The 19579-nt window shown below is 65.9% G+C and carries 18 protein-coding genes; 8 read left to right on the plus strand and 10 right to left on the minus strand.

Annotated features, from left to right (window positions below; all coding sequences use genetic code 11):
• Both IVB32_RS06275 and IVB32_RS06280 read left to right on the plus strand, forming a co-directional pair.
• Positions 1 to 971, plus strand: a 971-nt coding sequence (locus IVB32_RS06275; RefSeq protein WP_247410006.1) for an acyl-CoA dehydrogenase family protein, incomplete at its 5' end; no start/stop codon positions are given.
• Positions 972 to 986: 15 nt separating this feature from the next.
• Positions 987 to 2183: an acyl-CoA dehydrogenase family protein gene (locus tag IVB32_RS06280; RefSeq protein WP_204512298.1), complete on the plus strand. Its 1197-nt coding sequence runs from the start codon at positions 987 to 989 to the stop codon at positions 2181 to 2183.
• A 107-nt stretch (positions 2184 to 2290) separates the two neighbouring features.
• On the opposite strand, the gene IVB32_RS06285 is transcribed toward IVB32_RS06280, so the two are convergent.
• From IVB32_RS06285 to IVB32_RS06300, 4 genes are all read right to left on the minus strand, one after another.
• Positions 2291 to 4615, minus strand: coding sequence for a xanthine dehydrogenase family protein molybdopterin-binding subunit (locus IVB32_RS06285; RefSeq protein WP_085349579.1), 2325 nt, complete (start codon positions 4613 to 4615; stop codon positions 2291 to 2293).
• Positions 4616 to 4739: 124 nt separating this feature from the next.
• Positions 4740 to 5825: a trypsin-like peptidase domain-containing protein gene (locus IVB32_RS06290; protein ID WP_247296122.1), complete on the minus strand. Its 1086-nt coding sequence runs from the start codon at positions 5823 to 5825 to the stop codon at positions 4740 to 4742.
• 168 nt (positions 5826 to 5993) lie between these two features.
• Complete coding sequence (locus IVB32_RS06295; RefSeq protein WP_018453659.1) at positions 5994 to 6869, minus strand: dihydrodipicolinate synthase family protein; 876 nt, start codon at positions 6867 to 6869, stop codon at positions 5994 to 5996.
• A 63-nt stretch (positions 6870 to 6932) separates the two neighbouring features.
• Complete coding sequence (locus IVB32_RS06300; protein WP_085349580.1) at positions 6933 to 7898, minus strand: VOC family protein; 966 nt, start codon at positions 7896 to 7898, stop codon at positions 6933 to 6935.
• Between the two features lie 201 nt (positions 7899 to 8099).
• Between IVB32_RS06300 and IVB32_RS06305 the strand changes: the two genes are divergently transcribed.
• Positions 8100 to 8966: a S1C family serine protease gene (locus tag IVB32_RS06305; RefSeq protein ID WP_018453657.1), complete on the plus strand. Its 867-nt coding sequence runs from the start codon at positions 8100 to 8102 to the stop codon at positions 8964 to 8966.
• Complete coding sequence (locus tag IVB32_RS06310) at positions 8963 to 9334, plus strand: helix-turn-helix transcriptional regulator (RefSeq protein WP_007614569.1); 372 nt, start codon at positions 8963 to 8965, stop codon at positions 9332 to 9334. The genes IVB32_RS06305 and IVB32_RS06310 overlap by 4 nt, the downstream gene beginning before the upstream one ends.
• On the opposite strand, the gene IVB32_RS06315 is transcribed toward IVB32_RS06310, so the two are convergent.
• The 4 genes from IVB32_RS06315 to IVB32_RS06330 form a co-directional block, all read right to left on the minus strand.
• Positions 9331 to 10404 carry a HAMP domain-containing sensor histidine kinase gene (locus tag IVB32_RS06315; RefSeq protein WP_247410008.1) on the minus strand — a complete coding sequence of 358 codons (1074 nt, stop codon included), beginning with the start codon at positions 10402 to 10404 and terminating at the stop codon, positions 9331 to 9333. The genes IVB32_RS06310 and IVB32_RS06315 overlap by 4 nt on opposite strands.
• The gene (locus IVB32_RS06320; protein ID WP_018453654.1) at positions 10391 to 11083 is read right to left on the minus strand and encodes a response regulator transcription factor; all 693 of its coding nucleotides are present in this window, start codon (positions 11081 to 11083) and stop codon (positions 10391 to 10393) included. The genes IVB32_RS06315 and IVB32_RS06320 overlap by 14 nt, the downstream gene beginning before the upstream one ends.
• 97 nt (positions 11084 to 11180) lie before the next feature.
• Entirely contained in the window at positions 11181 to 11648 is a 468-nt protein-coding gene (locus IVB32_RS06325; protein ID WP_085349581.1) for a hypothetical protein, read from the minus strand.
• A gap of 190 nt (positions 11649 to 11838) precedes the next feature.
• Positions 11839 to 14175, minus strand: coding sequence for a Tex family protein (locus IVB32_RS06330; RefSeq protein WP_247296124.1), 2337 nt, complete (start codon positions 14173 to 14175; stop codon positions 11839 to 11841).
• 298 nt (positions 14176 to 14473) lie between these two features.
• On the opposite strand from IVB32_RS06330, the gene IVB32_RS06335 reads away from it, so the two are divergent.
• Positions 14474 to 15586 (plus strand): ring-opening amidohydrolase, encoded by a 1113-nt coding sequence (locus tag IVB32_RS06335; RefSeq protein ID WP_247296127.1) that lies wholly within the window; start codon positions 14474 to 14476, stop codon positions 15584 to 15586.
• Positions 15587 to 15710: 124 nt separating this feature from the next.
• On the plus strand, positions 15711 to 17180 hold the full coding sequence (locus tag IVB32_RS06340; RefSeq protein ID WP_247296130.1) for an amidase: 1470 nt from the start codon (positions 15711 to 15713) through the stop codon (positions 17178 to 17180).
• Positions 17181 to 17218: 38 nt separating this feature from the next.
• On the opposite strand, the gene IVB32_RS06345 is transcribed toward IVB32_RS06340, so the two are convergent.
• Positions 17219 to 17539, minus strand: a complete 321-nt coding sequence (locus IVB32_RS06345; protein ID WP_204512303.1) for a hypothetical protein — start codon at positions 17537 to 17539, stop codon at positions 17219 to 17221.
• A gap of 148 nt (positions 17540 to 17687) precedes the next feature.
• Between IVB32_RS06345 and IVB32_RS06350 the strand changes: the two genes are divergently transcribed.
• A complete protein-coding gene (locus IVB32_RS06350) occupies positions 17688 to 18596 on the plus strand; it encodes a PaaI family thioesterase (RefSeq protein WP_204512304.1) in 909 nt (302 codons plus the stop codon).
• Positions 18597 to 18665: 69 nt separating this feature from the next.
• A complete protein-coding gene (locus IVB32_RS06355) occupies positions 18666 to 19031 on the plus strand; it encodes a hypothetical protein (protein WP_166517536.1) in 366 nt (121 codons plus the stop codon).
• On the opposite strand, the gene IVB32_RS06360 is transcribed toward IVB32_RS06355, so the two are convergent.
• A partial coding sequence (locus tag IVB32_RS06360) for a thiamine pyrophosphate-dependent enzyme (protein WP_247410011.1) occupies positions 19028 to 19579 on the minus strand: 552 nt, incomplete at its 5' end. The two genes, IVB32_RS06355 and IVB32_RS06360, sit on opposite strands and share 4 nt — an antisense overlap.

The following is a 19579-nucleotide window of genomic DNA, read 5'->3' on the forward strand; positions in this document are numbered from 1 at the left end:
AGTGTGGCGGGCTCGGCGGCAGCGCGGTCGAGATCGGCATTTTGATGGAAGCCTTCGGCCGCGGGCTTGTGTCGGAGCCGTATATCGCGTCGGTCGTGCTTGGCGCCGCGTTGATCGAGCGATGCGGCAGCATGGCGCAGAAGCAGGCCATCCTGCCGAAGATCGCGGACGGATCGTTGAAGCTCGCGCTCGCGCATTCCGAGCGCGCGGCGCGGTTCGATCTTGCCAAGGTCGCAACCACCGCCCACAGCACGGCGCAAGGCTGGCGCCTGGCCGGTCGCAAGATTGCCGTGCTCGATGGCCACGCCGCCGACGAGATCATCGTCTCCGCGCATATCCATGATCATCAGGGCTCCTCCGGCCGCATCGGCCTGTTCCTGGTGCAGGCGACAACTCCGAGTGTTGCGATCTCCGACTACGAGCGCCTCGGCGGCGGGCGGGCCTGCAACATCGAGCTGTCGGACGTGCAACTGCCGGAGGATGCCTTGCTCGGCAACGGGCATGACGCGCTGCCGGCAATCGAATGGGCTGTTGATCGCGCCATGGCTGCGCTTGGCGCCGAGGCCGTCGGCATCATGCAGGTACTGCTGGATACTACGCTGGAGTACACAAAAATCCGGAAGCAATTCGGCCGGCCGCTCGCCGCCAACCAGGTGATCCGCCACCGCCTTGCCGACATGGCGGTGCAGGTCGACGAAGCGCGCTCGATGGCGTTGCGCGCCGCGCTGAAGCTCGACGCCGATCCGGTCGAGCGCGCGCGGGCCGCGTCGGGCGCGAAGGCGAAGATCGGCAGATCTGCGCGCTTCGTCGGCGAGCAGTCGATCCAGCTTCACGGCGGCATGGGCGTCACCGAGGAGCTCGAGGTCGGCGCCTATTTCAAGCGGCTGGTCGCGTTCGACACGCTGTTCGGCGGCAGCGCCCACCATTATGGCCGCCACGCCCGGCTTGGCCGCGCCAGCGTGCCGGCCTGATACAAGGAGCGCATCATGGACCTGTCGTTCAATGCCGAGGAGCGCGCCTTCCAGGACGAGGTGCGCGGCTTCATTGCCAGAAACCTCACCGAGGAGATGAAGCGCGCGACGGCGCTGACGCCGTCGGTGTTCTCCGATCCCGATATCGGCATGGCCTGGCAGCGCACGCTGCACAAGCAAGGCTGGGGCGCGCCGGGCTGGCCGGTCGAGCATGGCGGGCCGGATTGGACCCCGGCGCAGCGCTGGATCTTCGAGACTGAAAGCGCGCGGGCCGGCGTGCCCAATGTCAATGTGATGGGCGTGAAGATGGTCGGGCCCGTCATCATCGGCTTCGGCTCGGCGGAGCAGAAGAACTTCTACCTGCCGCGCATTCTGTCCGGTGAGGATTATTGGTGCCAAGGCTATTCCGAGCCGGGCTCCGGCTCCGATCTCTCCTCGCTGAAGACGCGCGCGGTGCGCGATGGCGACGACTACGTCATCAACGGCACCAAGATCTGGACCACGCATGCCCACCACGCCAATCGCATGTTCGCGCTGGTGCGCACCAGCGACGGGCCACGGCAGCAGGACGGCATCAGCTTCATCCTGATCGACATGAAGACACCGGGCATCACGACGCGTCCTATCCTCACCATCGGCGGCGACCACGAGGTTAACCAGGTATTCTTCGACGACGTGCGCGTTCCCGTGGCGAACCGCGTCGGCGAGGAAGGCAAGGGCTGGACCTACGGCAAGTATCTGCTCGAGTTCGAGCGCGGCTCCGGCATCGCCTCGGCGAAGCTGCGCGAGGGGCTGAAGGCGATCGCGGAGCTTGCCGAGTCCGATCTGACGGGCCGCGCGATCGACAGTCCCGACATCGCGACGCGCATCTCCGAAGTCGAGGTCGACATCGACGCGCTGGAGATGACCGAGCTGCGCGTGCTGTCGGCGCTGCAGACCGGACAGAATCCCGGTGCGGTGTCGTCGATCCTGAAGCTGCGCAACAGCGAGATCCGCCAGGCCGTGACCCGGCTCGGCGCCGACGTGATCGGCCATGACGCCCTCGCGGTCGAGCCGATGCGCCCGCTCTACAAGCTCAACCACGAGCCGGCGATGCCGGAGGAGATGCTGACGGTGATGCCGGAATATCTCAACGGCCGCGCCTATACGATCTTCGGCGGCACCTCGGAGATCCAGCGCGATATTATTGCGAAGATGATGTTGGGGATCTGAGGGGCACTGGCGCTACATTCTCACTGTCGTCCCGGTCTCACTGTCGTCCCGGCGAAGGCCGGGACGACGAGTTGGATTTGTGGCGACAGCCAGCACGACAATGGCCGCTAACCGCCCACCTTCGCATCCCGGATCGCCTGCCAGATCTTCTGCGGCGTCAGGGGCGTGTTGAGCTGGGTGATGCCGAGCTCGGCGAGCGCATCCATCACGCCGTTGGTGACGCAAGGGGGGCCACCGATGGCGCCGGATTCGCCGCAGCCCTTGGCGCCGAGCGGATTGGTGCGACAGGGCGCGGAATCGTCGAGCGTCACCACGATCGGCGGAACGTCGTCGGCGCGCGGGATGCAATAGTCCTGGTAGCTCGCGGTGAGCAGCTGGCCGTCGGCATCATAGGACACCCCCTCATACAGCGCCTGGCCGATACCCTGCGCCACACCGCCATGGATCTGTCCCGTCACCAGCATCGGGTTCACCGCGACACCGACGTCGTCGACCGTGGTGTAGCGCACGACCTTGGAGACGCCGGTCTCGGGATCGATTTCGACCTCGCAGATATGGGTGCCGTTCGGCCAGCTCGGACCGTCCACCTCGCCTTCGGAATCGACGCTGAGCTTTGCGCCGCCTTCTTTCTCGGCAATGTCGAACAGGCTGATGCGGCGGTCGGTGCCGACCACGGTGAGCATGCCGCCCTGATATTCAATGTCCTCGATCGAGGTCTCCAGCACGTTCGCCGCCTTCTCGCGCGCCTTCTGGATCAGATCGTTGGATGAGACCGCGACCGCCGTGCCGCCGACGAACAGCGAACGCGAGCCGACGCTGCCGAAGCCCGTCGCCAGATCGGTGTCGCCCTGGACCACGTCGATCTTGTCCATGGGGATGCCGAGCGTGTCGGAGATCATCTGGGTGTAGGTGGTCTGCAACCCCTGCCCCATCGCCATGGTGCCGGAATGCAGGACGACGCGGCCCTGCGCGGTCGCATGCAGGCTGACCTTCTCGGTGTGGGCGCGGCCGCCGGTCCATTCGATATAGGAGGTGAGCCCGCGGCCGTAGAGCAGGCCCTTCTTCTTCGCCGCCTTCTTGCGCGCGGCAAAGCCGTCCCAATCCGCAAGCTTCACGGCACGATCGAGCATGTGCGCGAAGGCGCCGGAATCGTAAACCTGCCCTGCAGCGTTGGTGTAGGGCAGTTGCGCCGGCTTGATGTAGTTGGCTTTCCGGATCGCGCGCGGGTCCATGCCGATTTTTCGCGCGGCCGCGTCGAACAGGCGCTCGACGATGAACACGGCCTCCGGGCGGCCCGCACCGCGATAAGCGCCGACCGGCGCGGTGTGGGTCATCACCGACTTCACCTCGAAATGTACCAGCGGCAAATCGTAGACGCCGGTCTGCACGAACGGCCCCAGCACCAGCGGGATGATGTTGGCCGCGCCTGAGGAATATGCGCCGGTGCAGCCGATCGAGCTGACGCGGTAGGCCAGCACCTTGCCCTTCTCGTCGAGCGCGAAGGAAGCTGTCGAGGTAAGATCGCGGCCGTGGGTGCCACCGACGAATTCGTCGGTGCGGTCGCCGCGCCAGCGGATCTTCCTGTTCAGCTTGGTTGCGGCATAGGCGACGATGCCGTCCTCGGGATAGAGGTTGGTCTTCTGGCCAAAGCCGCCGCCGATATCGCCGACCAGCACGCGAACGCTGTCCTTCGGACGCTTCAGCACGGCCTCGGCCAGCACGTCGCGGGTCGAGGCAGGCGTCTGCGACTGCACATGCAGCAGGAGGCGGCCGGACGTCTTGTCGATCTCGGCAATGGTCGAGCGCGGCTCCATCGCCGACGGCACCAGGCGCTGGCTGACGAGATCGAGCTCGACGGTATGCGCCGCCCTGGCAAAAGCCTCGTCCACCTTGGCGGCATCGCCGTAAGCCATCGCGCCGACGATGTTGTCGGGGGCCTCCGGCCACACCACGGGCGCGCCGGGCCTGACCGCCTCGACCGGATCGACCACCGCCGGCTGCACGTCATATTCGACCACGATCGCTTCGGCCGCGCCCTGCGCGTCGGCACGCGAGGAGGCCACCACGGCGGCCACGGCCTCGCCGGCATAGCGCACGACTTCGTGCGCCAGCAGGCGGCGTGGCGGCACCGTCATCGGCTTGCCGTCGGGGCGCTTGAAGATGCTCAAGGTCGGGATGACGCCGATGTCGTCCTTGACGAGGTCGGCGCCGGTATAGACCGCGGTCACGCCGGGCATCGCCGTGGCGGCGCTGGTGTCGATCGAGACGATCTTCGCATGGGCATGCGGCGAGCGCAGCAGGTACAACCACAGCGCGCCATCTTCCGGCTTGTCGTCGATGAACTGCCCCTTCCCGGTGAGCAGTCGCTGGTCTTCCAAACGCTTGACGGGCTGCCCCGCTCCGAAACGCAAATTGCCGGGAAGAATGTTCATTCCACCATGTCCTTGAAACCCAGAAAACGACCGCGGGGGTTTTAGCCGATTTTGCGGTCGATACAACCGAGCCGCGGCACATCTGCATTGCGTGTCACGCCCGCTTTGGCCGCAGATTGCCGGGTCAGGAGCGCTCTATGTCGATGATGCCCACATTGATATCACGGGTGTCCGAATCCCGCTTTACCGTGAGGCGAACGGTCTTACCGGCACCGGCCTGCTCGAGCGCATCAGTCAGGTCGGAGAGCCGCCGCACCGGCTTGCCTTCCACCGCGGTGATGATGTCTCCGACCGTTCCAGTCGACAAGTTGACACCGCGAATCCCCGCCTGTTCCGCAGGGCTGCCGGGGGCTGTCCGGACCACGATCACCCCTTGGACGCCAAGCCGCGTCGACACATCCTCGCTGGCGGCGACGATGCCGATGCCGGGCGTCGGCACGCGGCCATTGCGAATGAGCTCGGGGACAATCCGGTTCACGACGTCCACCGGCACCGCGAAACCGATGCCTGCATTCGAGCCGGACGGCGATATGATCGCAGTCGTGACGCCGATCAGCCGGCCGGCGGAGTCCAGCAGCGGCCCGCCTGAATTGCCCGGGTTGATTGCGGCATCCGTCTGGATGACATTGGCAATCTCCCGGCCGCCATGGGTCGGAAGCCTCCGCTTGAGGGCACTGATGATGCCGCTCGTCATCGACTGATCTAGCCCGAAAGGATTGCCGATCGCAAACGCGGATTGCCCGACTTTCAGGTCGGTCGAGCTGCCGAGAGCCACCTGCGGTGGAAGCTCGCGCACGCTGCGGATCCGCAGGACCGCAAGATCGTAATTGGGGGCGGTGCCGATCAGATCAACCCGAGCCACCTCTCCCGACGCAAAGCGCACCGCGAGCTCGCCGCCATTGGCCACGACATGGTTGTTCGTGACGAGATGCCCGTCGCGGTCCCAGACAAATCCCGTGCCGGAAGCGCCGCCCTGCCCCTCCTCTCCCATGACAGGAGTAGCGGCCGATCTCACCGCAACCTGGACAACCGAGGGCGACACTCGTTCGAAGATGTCGATGGTGGCCCTTTCGGCCTCGGACAGCGGACCACGTTGCTCGACGGCGCGCGCGGAGGGGGTTGTCCATGGCGCATGCTGGACCTTCACGGCAGTTACCACGAGCAGCAGGGCGGCAAAAGCCGCCGCAATGATTGCGTAGCGACGATTCATCAGTGATCACCGTGTCGTATGCTGAAGACGATCTCTCGAATGCACATGCCGGGAGGTGACAGAGCCAGCTCACGCAGCAACGTCGAAAATGAATGGAAGTTTCTCGAATCGGGCAGCTAAGGACGGTTCCGCTGCCCGTGCCGGGGCCCATTGCCGCGTGACAAACCGCTACGCCAGCTCCCGCAATGCCGCTTCTACGACCTTGCGCGCATCGGCGGTGAGAGCGGCCTGCGGCGGGACAGGATCGCCGACGTCGTACCCCTGGATGGCCAAGCCGGCCTTGATGCAGGCCGCCAGGTTGAAGCGGGCAAAAGCTTCGTTGATGCGCCACAGCCTGCGCTGGAGCGCCATCGCCTCGTCCCAGCGGCCGGCCTTGCAGAGGTCGTAGAGCGCGACGCTCTGGCGCGGAATGATGCAGGCGGGGCCCGCCATCCAGCCGAGGCCGCCGATCAGCATCACCGCGGCCGGGATATGGGCGGAGGCGGAGAACACCCGCAAGGCATCGCCGCAGCGGTTCATGATCGAGAGCAGCCGGCCGGTGTTGGTCGAGGCGTCCTTGATGTAGCCGATGCGCGGATGTTCGGCGAGGCGCGCGATGATTTCGAGGGTGAGATCGGAGCGCTGGAATTGCGGATTGGTATAGATGACGACGGGGATGTCCACGGCATCCGCGATGGCGCGGAAATAGGATTCGATCTGGGCGTCGGCGAGCGGGAAATACGCTTCCAGGATCGCCAGAATGCCGTCGGCGCCGAGCTTCTGATACGCCTTCGCCTGCGCCACCGCATCTGCCGTCGAGGTGGAGGCGACGCCCGCGACAACAGGCACACGTCCCCTTGCCGCCTCGATCGTGGTCTGCACGACCGCGGTGCGTTGGGCGGCGTTGAGATAGGCGAACTCGCCGGTCGAGCCGAGCGGGGTCAGACCGTGGACGCCCGCGCCGATCAGATCGTCGCAGAGCTTTGCGAGGACGTTCGTCCGCACCGCGCCATCGGCAGCGACGGGAGAGACGAGATAAGGGAAGACGCCGCGAAAATCGGACATGTCAGGTGTGAATCCCGGAAACTGGCTAGCGCCTGACGGTCTTACCAACGCTCGTGCCGGCGATCAAATCCTGATCAGCCGCACCCGCGTGCCCCAGGGATCGATCGCCTCAACGCCGTCCGCTAGCGCCGTGACTTTCGCGCCGCCCTTGCGCAGGCGCTCTTCCTGTGCGGCGAGCAGATCCTGCTTAGCTGTCACCAGCGAGAACCAGGCGAGCCCCGTTGTCTGATCGTCGCGTTGGCCGGCGCCCTCGCTCTGCCACACGTTTATGCCGAGATGATGATGGTAGCGTCCCGACGACAGGAACGCGGCGCCGTTGCGGCTGCGGGTCGGGTCGAGTCCGATCGTGCCGTGGTAGAAATTCTGCGCCTGCGCGAGGTCGCCGACGCGCAGATGCATGTGGCCGATGCGCATTCCGTCCGGTGCCTTGGCATAATCAGGCACGCGCGTATTGGTCAGCGACAGCAGGTCGGGAATGTCGAGCTCGTCGGCCGCCATCTTCACGCTGCCTTCGCTCCACTGCCATTGCGAGGGATCGCGGTCGGCATAGACCTCGATGCCGTTACCTTCGGGATCGTCGAGATAGACGGATTCGCTGACGAGATGATCGGCAAAGCCCGACAGCGGCACGCGATGCGAAGCGGCTGCTACCAGCCAGCGGGCCAAGTCCTTGCGGGTCGGCATCAGGAAGGCGGTGTGATAGAGGCCGGCGGCGTTGCGCGGCTCGATCTCGGCATCAGGACGGGCCTCCAGCACCAGCAGCGCGATGCCGGCCGTGCCGAGCTTGGCGGCGCTCGCCGAGCGTTCCATCACGGTGAGCCCGATCACGTCGCGGTAGTAGTTCGCAACCTTGTCGAGATTCTTCACCCGGAGCGTCACCATGCCGACGCGCATCGGCGTGCGGCTGGCATAGGTCGGACCGCCGCCCTGCGGTGTGCCCTCGGCGCGCGCCGCGCCCGCAGCCGCCATTGCGAGCGAGCTGGCGCCGGCGAGTTGAAGCAGGGTGCGGCGGGTAAGGTCGATGGTCATCAATCAGGGCTCGCAAAAAGGCTTGAGGCCGTACGGCACAAGGTCGAGCCGATTGCTACACGTTCCCGTGAGCGGCTCCAATCACATGTTCGTCGGCCGTGCTCTTACGGACCAGCTTCCCTGCTTATTTCCTGGCCATGCGGCCAGTTACGCGATCGCCCGCGACATCCCAGATTGAGGACAGCTTTACAGGAGCCTGCCATGACCGACTCAACTCCCCTGACTTCGCTGTCGTCCGCGCTCGCGGATATGGTGTCCCGCACCGCGCCGTCCGTCGTCGCCGTCCATTCGCATCGTTCCCGCGCCACCGGCTTCGTCTGGAAACCCGGCCTGATCGTCACCGCCGACGAGGCGCTGGCCGACGAGGGCGACGTCGAGATCGGCCTCCCCGACGGCAGCACCGCGGCCGCCACGATCGCCGGCCGCGACCATACGACGGATATCGCACTGCTGCGCGCCGATACGGCGATTGCCCCGGTCAAGCTGGCCACAATTGTGCCGCCCCTTGGCGCGTTGTCGGTCGTCGTCGCCACCAACCGCGATACGCCGAGCGCCGCGCTCGCGATGGTGTCGCAGTCCGGCAAGAGCTGGCGCTCCCTGCGCGGCGGCGACATCGACGCGCGGATCGAGCTCGACGTCCGCTTGCGCTCCAGCCAGCAGGGCGGCCTCGCGCTCGACGCATCGGGCGAAGCCTTCGGCATGGCCGTGCTCGGCCCGAGGCGTGTGCTGGTGATCCCGACAGCGACGATCGAGCGGGTCGCGGCCCAGTTAGAGGCGCGCGGCCGCATCGCACGCGGATATCTCGGCCTCGGGCTGCAGCCGGTCCGGCTCGACGACGGCGTCGGCGCGATGGTGATGAATGTCGACAAGGCCGGCCCTTCGGCGGCGGCCGGCATCCGCCAGGGCGACGTCATCGTCGCGGTCAACGACCAGAAGCTGTCCGGCGTGCGCGCGCTGTCGCGGACGCTGGGTCCGGCGAGCGTGGGCGCGGTGGTCGATATCGCGGCGCGCCGCGGCGGCGAGCCGGTCAGCTTCAAGGTCACGATCGGCGAGAGGCCGGCGGCGTGAGCGAGGACATCGCGCCCGAGATCGTGTTGGCTTTGGAGATCGACGATCCCGCCCTCGCCGATCGCCTGGCTGCTCTGCTCGGCAATATCGCCGGGCTTCGCCTCGCCGAACCCGGCGAGAAAGCCGCCGCGACGATTGTCACTCGCGATCCGCGCATCATGCCTGAGGACATTGCGCTGACGCAACGTGAGCTCGACGTGCTGGCGTTGATGGCGGAAGGCGGCTCCAACAAGATGATCGCGCGTCAGCTCGGCATTTCCGTCCACACGGTGAAATTCCATGTCGGCTCGCTGCTCGACAAGCTCGACGCTACCGGCCGCACCGATGCGGTGGCACATGCGGCCCGCCGCGGCGTGATCGAGCTCTAGGTCGGGTGCGGCGGGAAGCTGAGCTGGACCGTCAGGCCCGGCGCGTTGTCGTGCAGGGCAATCTCGGCACCATGGAGGCGAGCGACCGCGGCGACCAGGCTTAAGCCAAGGCCGTTACCCGGGGTGTAGCGGCTCTGCTCGAGCCGGTAGAAGCGTTTGAACACGTGATCGCGCTGATCCGCCGGAATGCCCGGGCCGTCGTCGGCGATCGCGATCGTCGCACCGCCGTCGGTGCTGCTGCAGGTGACGGTCACCTGCCCGCCTTTGCAGCCGTGCTTGATCGCGTTGTCGACGAGATTGGCGATAGCGTCGAACAGCAGGTCGCGATCGCCAATAATCGCCACCTCGCGATCGCCGCCGAGGCTGAGCCGCGTCGCAACCTGTTCGGCGGCGGCATCGTAGAGCTCGACGACCTCGCCGGCGATTTCGGCGAGATTGAGGGTGCGAAACGCACTACGGCGGGCGCGGGTCGCGATCTCCGAGATGCGCGTGATGGAGGCGAACATGCCGAGCACGGCGTCGAGATCGGCGATGGTGTCACCGATCAGCGCCGCGTCGGCCTCGCCATTGCGCGAGGCGTGATAAGCCTTTTCCAGCCGACCCCGCATGCGCGTCAGCGGCGTACGCAAATCATGGGCGACGTTGTCGCTGACCTGCTTGACCTCTCCCATCAAAGTCTCGATGCGGTCGAGCATCTGGTTGAGGTTTTCGGCGACCCGGTCCCATTCGTCGTGACTGCCGCGCAAGGGAATGCGCTGGTCGAGGCCCGACATCATGATGGCGCGGCTGGTGGCGTTGATCTCCTCGATCCGCCCGACCGTGCGGCGCGTCACCAGCACCGCGGCGAGCCCGGCGAGCACCAGCATCAGCACGGCGACAGCGGCCATTGCGAGCTCGATCATCGCGGTGAAGCCGCTGTGGTCGCCGGCATCGCCGACACGGCTCTGCACATAGGCGATCGTGCCGAAATAGACATAGGCCATGATCGCCGCGACGATCAGCCCGAACGCCGCGATCGCGATCAGCGCAAGGCGGAAGGTCGAGGAGCGGAGCGTTTTAGCCAGGAGCACGGAGACAATATCCGATGCCGCGGATGGTGTGGATCAGCGGATAGGCCTGGGCATCATCGACCTTGCGACGGACGCGTCCGACATAGACGTCGATGATGTTGGTGGAGGGATCGAAATGCAGATCCCAGACATGCTGGAGCAGCATCGCACGCGAGACGACGCGGCCCTCGTTGCGGACCAGATATTCGAGTAATTGGAATTCCCGCGGCAACAGCGGAATCTTCCGGCCGCGGCGGCTCGCGCTGCGTGCGATCAGGTCGATGGCGAGATCGCCGACCCGCAGGATCGTCTCCTTGGCGACGGTGTCGCTGCGCCGGCCGAGTGCCTCCAGCCGCGCCAGCAATTCGGTGAAGGAGAACGGCTTGACGAGATAATCGTCGCCGCCGGCCCGCAAGCCGCGCACGCGGTCGTCGACCTCGCCAAGTGCGGAAATGATTAGGAACGGCGCGGCGATGCCGTCGTCGCGCAACTGGCGCATCACGCTGATGCCGTCGATATCGGGCAGCATGCGGTCGATGGTGATCACGGCATAGTCGCGCGCGGCGCCATGGCTGAGCGCTTCGCGCCCGGTGGCGGCGAGATCGACGTCGTAGCCGGAAGTCGTCAGCTCCTCGACGAGCTGGCCTGCGGTTTCCGCGTCGTCCTCGACGACCAGAATGCGGCGGTGAGCTCCGGTCATGACAAACTCCGCGCGACGATCGCCACCAGACTATCCCGTTCCGGGGCTGAGCGGAACCGTCCGATGACGATCGCGACAATGGTGCGGTACGGCGATGCTAGTACCAAGAGTCTCCGCACACATTGACCCATTGCCACCCATAGGGCGTCAAGCTCCTGCGCCAGCAGCCGTCATAGTAGCCGGCATAGATGAAAGGTGCTCCGAAGAAGAAGCGATGGTGTTGCCGGAAGAAGGCATGGCGGCCGATGAAGGGCCTGCCGTGCCAGCCGGAGCCAGCGAAGCGCGGCCCGATCGCCGCATGCGCGAAACGTGCACCGCCAAAGCCCGGGCCGCCGAAACGGGCGCCGCCCATGCCGCCGACGCGCATACCACCGAAGCCACCGGTGTGCATGCCGCCGCCGAAGCCTCCCGTGTGCATGCCGCCGCCACCGAAATGCCCACCACCGCCGAATCCGCCATGACCGCCACCGCCACCGCCACCGCCTCTGGCAAGCACCGGTGAAGCGAGCGCCATCACCGCTGCGATCGTCACCGCGGTGAGGCCTTTGAGAATCCTGTTGTCCATCGAAGCATCCTCCGTGCTGCGCGACAATATTCTGCCGCGCGAGGAGGATCAGATGAGAGGAAGGGACAGGCGCCTTCAACTTACAAACGCGCCAGATTCTGACGCGGAAGTTAGGGAGACGCTGCTCTCTCACTCGCTCGCCCCGTTCTTGCGGGGAGAGGGTGGGGTGAGAGCGGGGAGAGGTTAGAAGCTACGCCCGCTTGCCGCCGTTTTTCTCGGCCGCGCGGCGCAGCGCTTCGGCGAGCGCACCGCCGCCGGAAGACTCCTGCTGGCGCGGGGCCGACGACGTCATGCGGGACGGGTTACGTGAGCTGTTATCCCGCTGCATGCCGGGCGCGTCCTTCTTGGCGCCGACCTCGTCGTCGAGCCGTAGTGTCAACGAGATACGCTTGCGCGCGACCTCGAAGTCTAGCACCTTCACTTTGACGATGTCGCCGGGCTTCACCACTTCACGCGGATCCTTGATGTAGGTCTTGGACATCGCCGAGATGTGCACGAGGCCGTCCTGGTGCACGCCGATATCGACGAAGGCGCCGAACGCCGCGACGTTGGTTACGGTGCCCTCGAGGATCATGCCCTTCTTGAGGTGCTTGATCTCCTCGACGCCGTCCATGAACACAGCTGCCTTGAAGGCCGGACGCGGGTCGCGACCGGGCTTCTCGAGCTCGCGCAGGATGTCGGTGACGGTCGGCAGACCAAACGTCTCGTCCACGAAGTCTTTCGGCTTCAGCGTGCGAACGATGTCGCTGCTGCCGATCAGCGCCTTGATGTCGCTCTTGGTGGCGCTGAGAATCCGGCGCACCACCGGATAGGCTTCCGGATGCACACCGGAGGCGTCGAGCGGGTCCTCGCCGCCGAGGATGCGCAGGAAGCCCGCGCACTGCTCGAACGCCTTGGGGCCGAGCCGCGGCACGTCCTTCAACGCCTTGCGCGACTTGAACGGCCCGTTGGCGTCGCGGTGTGCCACGATGCTCGAGGCGAGGCCGGAGCCGACGCCCGACACGCGCGCGAGCAGCGGAGCGGACGCGGTGTTGACGTCGACGCCGACGGCGTTCACGCAGTCTTCGACCACGGCGTCGAGGGATTTGGCGAGCTTGGCCTGGCCTAGGTCGTGCTGGTACTGGCCGACGCCGATCGCCTTGGGTTCGATCTTGACGAGCTCGGCGAGAGGATCCTGGAGCCGCCGCGCGATTGACACCGCGCCGCGCAGGGTGACGTCGAGGCCCGGCAACTCCTCCGAGGCGAACGCCGAGGCCGAATAAACCGACGCGCCGGCTTCCGACACCACGATCTTGGTCATCTTCAAGTCGGGCAGGCCCTTGACGAGGTCGGCCGCGAGCTTGTCGGTCTCGCGCGAGGCGGTGCCGTTGCCGATCGCGATCAGCTCGACACGATGTTTCAGCGCGAGCTTGCCGAGGATCGCAAGCGCCTCGTTCCACTGCCGCTGCGGCTCGTGCGGATAGATCACGGCGGTATCCACCACCTTGCCGGTCGCGTCGGTGACGGCGACCTTGACCCCGGTGCGGAAGCCGGGATCGAGACCCATGGTGACGCGGGTGCCGGCGGGCGCCGCGAGCAGCAAGTCGCGCAGATTCGAGGCGAACACGCGCACGGCCTCTGTCTCGGCCGCATTCCACAGCCGCATGCGCAGGTCGATGTTGAGATGCACCTGGATCTTGGTGCGCCAGGCCCAGCGCACGGTATCGATCATCCAGCGGTCGCCGGCGCGCTTAAGGTCGGCGATGCCGAACCGCTTCATGATCTTCAGTTCATAGACGCTCGGCACGCCGGGCGGCGATGGTTCGGCCTCGGCCTGGATCTGGAGATCGAGGATTTCTTCTTTCTCGCCGCGGAACATTGCGAGGATTCGGTGCGAGGGCAGCTTGGTCAGCGGCTCGGAGAACTCGAAATAGTCGGCAAACTTTTCGCCCTCGGTTTTCTTGCCGTCGCGCACCTTGGAGGTCATGCGCGCATTAGTCCACACCTCCTCGCGAAGCGCGCCGATCAGGTCGGCGTCTTCGTCGAAGCGCTCGACCAGGATGGCGCGGGCGCCATCGAGTGCCGCAGCGGCATCGGCAACGCCCTTCTCGGGATTGACGAAGGCTTCAGCGACCACCTTCGGATCGTTGTTGGGCTCGGCCATGAGCTGAAAGGCGAGCGGCTCGAGCCCGGCTTCCTTGGCGATCTCGGCCTTGGTGCGGCGCTTCGGCTTAAACGGCAGATAGATGTCTTCGAGGCGCGCCTTGCTGTCGGCAGCGAGAATGGAGGCCTCCAGCGCGGCATCGAGCTTGCCCTGCTCGCGGACCGATTCGAGGATGGCCTTGCGGCGGTCCTCGAGCTCGCGCAGGTAACCCAGGCGCTCCTCCAGCGTGCGCAATTGTGCGTCGTCGAGCGCACCGGTCGCTTCCTTGCGGTAGCGGGCGATGAAGGGAACCGTGGCGCCGCCGTCGAGCAGCGCCACTGTCGCCTCGACCTGCTCCGCCCGAACCCCAAGCTCCTGCGCAATTTTCTGGTTGATATTTACCACGCGAGAACCCCTCTATCCAAGCACGCATCGCGGAGGCGAACCACCGGCTGCGGGACGCCGCTTATGGACCAATCGGGGTTGATTCATCAAGGTGCGGCGGACGACCGTCGACAAGGGATTTTTTGTCGAAGCGATGCGATCTCGCCACAATCGTGGGTGCTACGCAGACGGCGCACGTCCTGCTGTCGTCCTGGCTTTCGCCAGGACGACGACGGGGATTGCCTCGACACCTTGACAGGCGCCCCGGTTCAGCGGCTGTTTTGTCTGCCGGACTCCTGAACTTCATGTGAGGATTATAATGCGGACGACATCGGTCGGCGTCTTCAAGGTCGCCACCAGAGGCCCCGGCGACGTCTCCGGATTGATGAGCATGATCGGCTCCGGCGCGATCGATCCGGCATCCATCCTGGCGATCCTCGGCAAGACCGAAGGCAACGGCGGCGTCAACGACTTTACCCGGGAATATGCCGTTGCCGCGCTGTGCACGGCGCTGGCGCCGCAGCTCGGGCTGTCGCCGCAGGAGGTCGAGCAACGCATCGCCTTCGTGATGTCGGGCGGCACCGAGGGCGTGCTCAGCCCGCACATCACGGTGTTCACGCGCCAGGACATTCTACAGCGCCCGGCAGGCCTCTCCGGCAAGCGCCTGAGCATCGGCATGGCGCACACGCGGGATTTTCTCCCTGAAGAGCTCGGCCGCTCCGCTCAGATCACGGAGACAGCCAAGGCCGTGAAGGCCGCGATGGCGGATGCCGGGATCGCCGATCCCGCCGACGTCCATTTCGTGCAGATCAAATGCCCGCTGCTCACCAGCGAGCGCGTCGAAGCGGCGAATGCGCGCGGTCACAAGACAGCGACGACCAGCGCCTACAGTTCGATGGCCTATTCGCGCGGCGCTTCCGCACTCGGCGTTGCGGTCGCGCTCGGCGAGATCGCAACCGGCGTTCGTGATGAGGACGTGCTGCGACGCTACGATCTGTTCTCGAACGTCGCCTCGACCTCGTCCGGGATCGAGCTCATGCATAACGTCGTCATCGTGCTCGGCAATTCGATGTCCTCGACGAGCGAATTCGAGATCGGGCATGCCGTGATGAGCGATGCGATCGACACCGCGGCGGTGCTTGCGGCGTTGGAGAGCGTTGGGCTCCGTGCCGGGCAACAGACGACGACCGGCAGCAAGCTTGTCAACATCTTCGCTAAGGCCGAGGCCTCCCCTGATGGCTGCGTGCGCGGCTTCCGCCACACCATGCTCGAAGATACCGATATCAGCTCGACACGCCACGCCCGGGCTGCCGTTGGCGGGTTGATTGCCGGCCTCGCCGGCACTGGTGCGGTCTACGTCTCCGGCGGCGCCGAGCATCAGGGCCCAGCCGGCGGCGGCCCGGTCGCGGTGATCGCAAAGTTCTCCAATTGATGCGCGCGCATGCAATTCGGGATTACCTCTCCATCCGGCGCAACCCTGCCCTTCGCGCCGCTCAGTTGATTAAAGTGTTCCTGTGCGAAACTAAGGTGGCGCCGCACGAAGAGGTTTGGATCGCATGACTTTCCCGATGAGCTGGAACGAATGGGCGCAGCACGATGGCGTGGGGCTGGCCGCGCGCGTCCGCAAGGGCGAGCTCACGGCAAAGGAGTTGGCGCGCCAGGCCGCCGCGGGCGTCGCCAAGGTCAATCCGGCACTGTCGGGCGTGGTCGAGCTGTTCGATGACGTGATCGCCGATCCGGCCAAGGACGGCGCCAATCTCGCCGGCCCGTTCGCAGGCCTGCCCTTCCTGATGAAGGACCTCGGCCCGACCATGAAGGGGCGGCTCCAGGAGATGGGCTCGCTGTTAATGCGCGGCAATCGCGCCAGCGCCGACACGTTCCTGACCGGCAAATTCCGCCAGGCCGGACTGAACCTGATCGGACGCACCACGACACCGGAGTTCGGCGTCTGCAGCTCGGCCGACAATCCGGCCGTCTATGTCACGCGCAATCCCTGGGACACCGACTACACCACCTGCGGCTCGTCGGCCGGGAGCGCCGCAATGGTCGCGGCCGGCGTGGTGCCGATCGCACACGCGACTGACGGCGGCGGCTCGATCCGCATTCCCGCCGGCGTCAACGGCAATATCGGCTTGAAAGTCTCGCGCGGCGTGTTCTCGCTCGCACCGCACATGTCCGATCTCACCGGCCTCGTCTCGATCCAGGGCTGCCAGTCGCGCTCGGTGCGCGACACCGCCGCCTTCGTCGACCATGCAAGGGGAGCGGCGCCCGGCGAATTCATGCCGTTCTGGACCACGGCGCAGCCTTATTCCGAGATGATCAAGCGCGACCCGTCAAAGCTTCGTATCGCGCTGTCGCACAGCTGGGGCGACTACACCGCGACGCCCGAGATCGCGGCCGAGCTGGCGAAGGCCGGCCGCTTCCTCGAAGGCCTCGGCCATCACGTCGACTACGCCCTGCCCGAACTCGAGTTCCGCGCCGCGTTCGAGGCGCAGACCACCTGCTACATCTCGAATTTTGCCGTGGTGATCTCCAACATGCTCGCCGCGCGCGGACTGGAACGGCCGCCGGAAGATCTCATCGAACCCATGAATATCCGGATCTGGGAAGCCGGCCGGCATACGAGCTTCGCCGAGCGGGCGAAGATGCAAGGCGTGTTCAACACGACCTCGCGCGCCTTCGGCGCCTTCTTCGAGCAGTGGGACGTGATCTTGACCCCGATCACGGCGCTGCCGACGCCGAAGGTCGGCACCCGGGAATATCTCACCATCTCCGACAACCCCGACGTGCTCGACTGGTTCGGCAATCTTTGGCGCTTCTTCGCCTTCACGCCGCTCGCCAATCTCTGCGGCATGCCGGCGATCTCGATGCCGATGGCCACGCAGGACCACGGCCTGCCGCTGGGCATCCAGGCGATTGCGAAGCAGGCCAATGACGGCCTCCTGCTGCAACTCGCCGCCCAGATCGAGCGCGCGCTCGACGGCAAGTGGAACGACGGCAGGAAGCCGAAGGTGCATGTGAGCTGAGCGAGTTGATCGCATTAACTTGCGATCCGCGAACGGCCTCAGTTCTTCACCGAGGGAATTTCCTCCGGCCGGGGCTGCTGCTGGCCCTGCTGGTACATTGCCAGCGCCTTTTCGAGCGCTTCGCGCAGAGCCAGCGCCGCGGCCACGCTGCAACGCAGATGCGCGGTCTGGACCACATCAACCCTGACGGCGGCGCCGACCGGCATCAGAAGGTTCGCCGCAAGCTCGATTTGAATCGCGCCGTTGTGGTGGCCGAAGCAGGATGCACCGTCGAAATAGATGATCGGCGCCCGCTCCGAGCTCGATGTCGAAATGATGACGGGCCCCTGGCTGGTGACGGGCGTTTCGGGATCGGCCATGGGCACTCCTTACGGCTGGTCGAACGAACGAGGCGCCCACCATCGTTGCTTCGGCCCGCCCTGTCGAGGCCAAACCGCCCCCGGCACCCACCGTGGGACGCGCATTCGGGGTTTTGCGCCGCGCCCGCCACTGGTCTAGAACGTCCTCATGTCCAGCTCACCGACCACACTTTCGTTCGAGGACCTCGCCGAGGCGATCAAGGGTCGCCGCTCCGATTACGGCCAGATCAGCGGGCTCCAGCTCGACCGCTTCGCACCGCGCGAAGCCTGGTCCAGCCTGCCCTACCGGCCGGTCTTTGTCGGTGACACCGAGACCGGCGTCCTGCATGGCGGGGTCGTCACCGCGATGCTGGACGAGAGTTGCGGCATGGCGGTGCAACTCGCGCTGGACGGCACAAGCGCGATCGCGACGCTCGATCTGCGCATCGACTATCAGAAGCCGGCAACGCCGGGCCTCGACATCAAGGCGCATTCGGTCTGCTACCGCACCACGCGTTCGATTGCCTTCGTGCGCTCCACCGCCTATCAGGAGTCCGAGGACGATCCGGTCGCGACCGCGACCGCCTGTTTCATGATCGGCGCCAACCGCACCAACATGCTCGCGGATCGCAGGATGGATTCGCCCGGCATCCCGAGGCTGGAGGCGCCGGACGATCCGGAAGGCCCGTTCGCCAACAGCCCGTTCGCACGCTGCCTCGGCATTCGCGTCAACGACGACGGCACACTGACGATGCCGTTCTCGCCAAAGATCATCGGCAATCCGATTCTGCCTGCGATCCATGGCGGCATGACCGGCGCCTTCCTCGAAACCACCGCGATCTTCGGAGTGGCCCGTGAACTCGGCGCCACCGCACTGCCCAAGCCGATCGGACTGACCGTCAACTATCTGCGCTCCGGCCGCGCGCTCGACACGTTCGCCAACGTCTCGATCGTGAAACAGGGCCGGCGCATCGTCGCCTTCGAGGCACGGGCCTGGCAGGACGATGCGAACAAGCCGATCGCCACAGCCTTCGGCCATTTCATGCTGCGGCCGACGCCCGGAAACGACGAGGAATAGGCGCATTTTCCCTTGACGGCCAAGGTCTGGGCCACAACGATAGCGCGTCCCCTCACGAGAGGTATTGGCTTGCGGCATCCGCTCGACATCATCGCCATGTTCGCCGCGCTCTGGCTGCTGGCAGCGATGGTGCTCGACGCGCTGACGCCGAAGGAGCTGACGACGGTGATGATCGGCATCGCCATCGGACCCGCCGTCGTCATCACCGCCGTGTTCTACTATCTGCGCTGCCCGCGCACCGATTTCGCGGTGATGTTCGCCGCGCTTTGGCTGATCTCCGACATCGGCATCGCGTTCATCTCGCCAACGCAGCTGCCCCACTTTCTGATCGCGCTCGGCTTCGTGCCGGCGCTGCTGATCGGGATCGTGCTGCACTGGCAACGCTTCCAGCGCCGCCATGAGCGGCTGCCCGTGCCATCGGTCAAGCGCGGCTAGCGCGGCAGCAAATTGGTCTTGGCGAGATCGACGACCTCGTCGCCGCGGCCGTTCATCACGGCGCGCAAGACCCAGAGGCTGAAGCCCTTGATCTGTTCGGGCGTGATGGTCGGCGGCATCGACAGCTCCTGCTTGGCGGTGACCACATCGAGCAGCGCCGGTCCGTGGTGGGCCAGCATCTCCTTCATCGCACCTGGAAGCTCGCCGGGATCCTCGACCCGCCTTGCGAAGATACCCATCGCGCGCGCCATCGCCGCGAAGTCCGGATTCTCCAGATCGACATTGGTGTCGACGAAACCGGCCGCCTTCATCTCCAGTGCGACGAAGCCGAGCACGCCGTTGTTGAAGATGACCACCTTCACCGGCAGCTTCATCTGCGTCAGCGTGATCAGATCGCCCATCAGCATGGTGAAGCCCCCGTCGCCGGAGAGCGAGATCACCTGCCGGCCGGGCTGCGCGGCCTGCGCGCCGATCGCCTGCGGCATGGCGTTGGCCATCGAGCCGTGCACGAACGAGCCGATCAGCCGGCGGCGTCCGTTCATCTCGAG

The organism is Bradyrhizobium sp. 23, from assembly GCF_023073295.1.
Taxonomy (GTDB): Bacteria; Pseudomonadota; Alphaproteobacteria; order Rhizobiales; family Xanthobacteraceae; genus Bradyrhizobium; species Bradyrhizobium canariense_D.

Excerpts from the sequence above, each read along its gene's own strand:
- IVB32_RS06300 (WP_085349580.1), bottom strand. The coding sequence starts at position 7,898 with ATGACCATCGACCTTACCCGCCGCACCCTGCTTCAACTCGCCGGCGCC.
- IVB32_RS06335 (WP_247296127.1), top strand. The coding sequence starts at position 14,474 with ATGCGGACGACATCGGTCGGCGTCTTCAAGGTCGCCACCAGAGGCCCC.
- IVB32_RS06350 (WP_204512304.1), top strand. The coding sequence starts at position 17,688 with ATGTCCAGCTCACCGACCACACTTTCGTTCGAGGACCTCGCCGAGGCG.
- IVB32_RS06320 (WP_018453654.1), bottom strand. The coding sequence starts at position 11,083 with ATGACCGGAGCTCACCGCCGCATTCTGGTCGTCGAGGACGACGCGGAA.
- IVB32_RS06340 (WP_247296130.1), top strand. The coding sequence starts at position 15,711 with ATGACTTTCCCGATGAGCTGGAACGAATGGGCGCAGCACGATGGCGTG.
- IVB32_RS06285 (WP_085349579.1), bottom strand. The coding sequence starts at position 4,615 with ATGAACATTCTTCCCGGCAATTTGCGTTTCGGAGCGGGGCAGCCCGTC.
- IVB32_RS06325 (WP_085349581.1), bottom strand. The coding sequence starts at position 11,648 with ATGGACAACAGGATTCTCAAAGGCCTCACCGCGGTGACGATCGCAGCG.
- IVB32_RS06280 (WP_204512298.1), top strand. The coding sequence starts at position 987 with ATGGACCTGTCGTTCAATGCCGAGGAGCGCGCCTTCCAGGACGAGGTG.
- IVB32_RS06305 (WP_018453657.1), top strand. The coding sequence starts at position 8,100 with ATGACCGACTCAACTCCCCTGACTTCGCTGTCGTCCGCGCTCGCGGAT.
- IVB32_RS06290 (WP_247296122.1), bottom strand. The coding sequence starts at position 5,825 with ATGAATCGTCGCTACGCAATCATTGCGGCGGCTTTTGCCGCCCTGCTG.
- IVB32_RS06345 (WP_204512303.1), bottom strand. The coding sequence starts at position 17,539 with ATGGCCGATCCCGAAACGCCCGTCACCAGCCAGGGGCCCGTCATCATT.
- IVB32_RS06295 (WP_018453659.1), bottom strand. The coding sequence starts at position 6,869 with ATGTCCGATTTTCGCGGCGTCTTCCCTTATCTCGTCTCTCCCGTCGCT.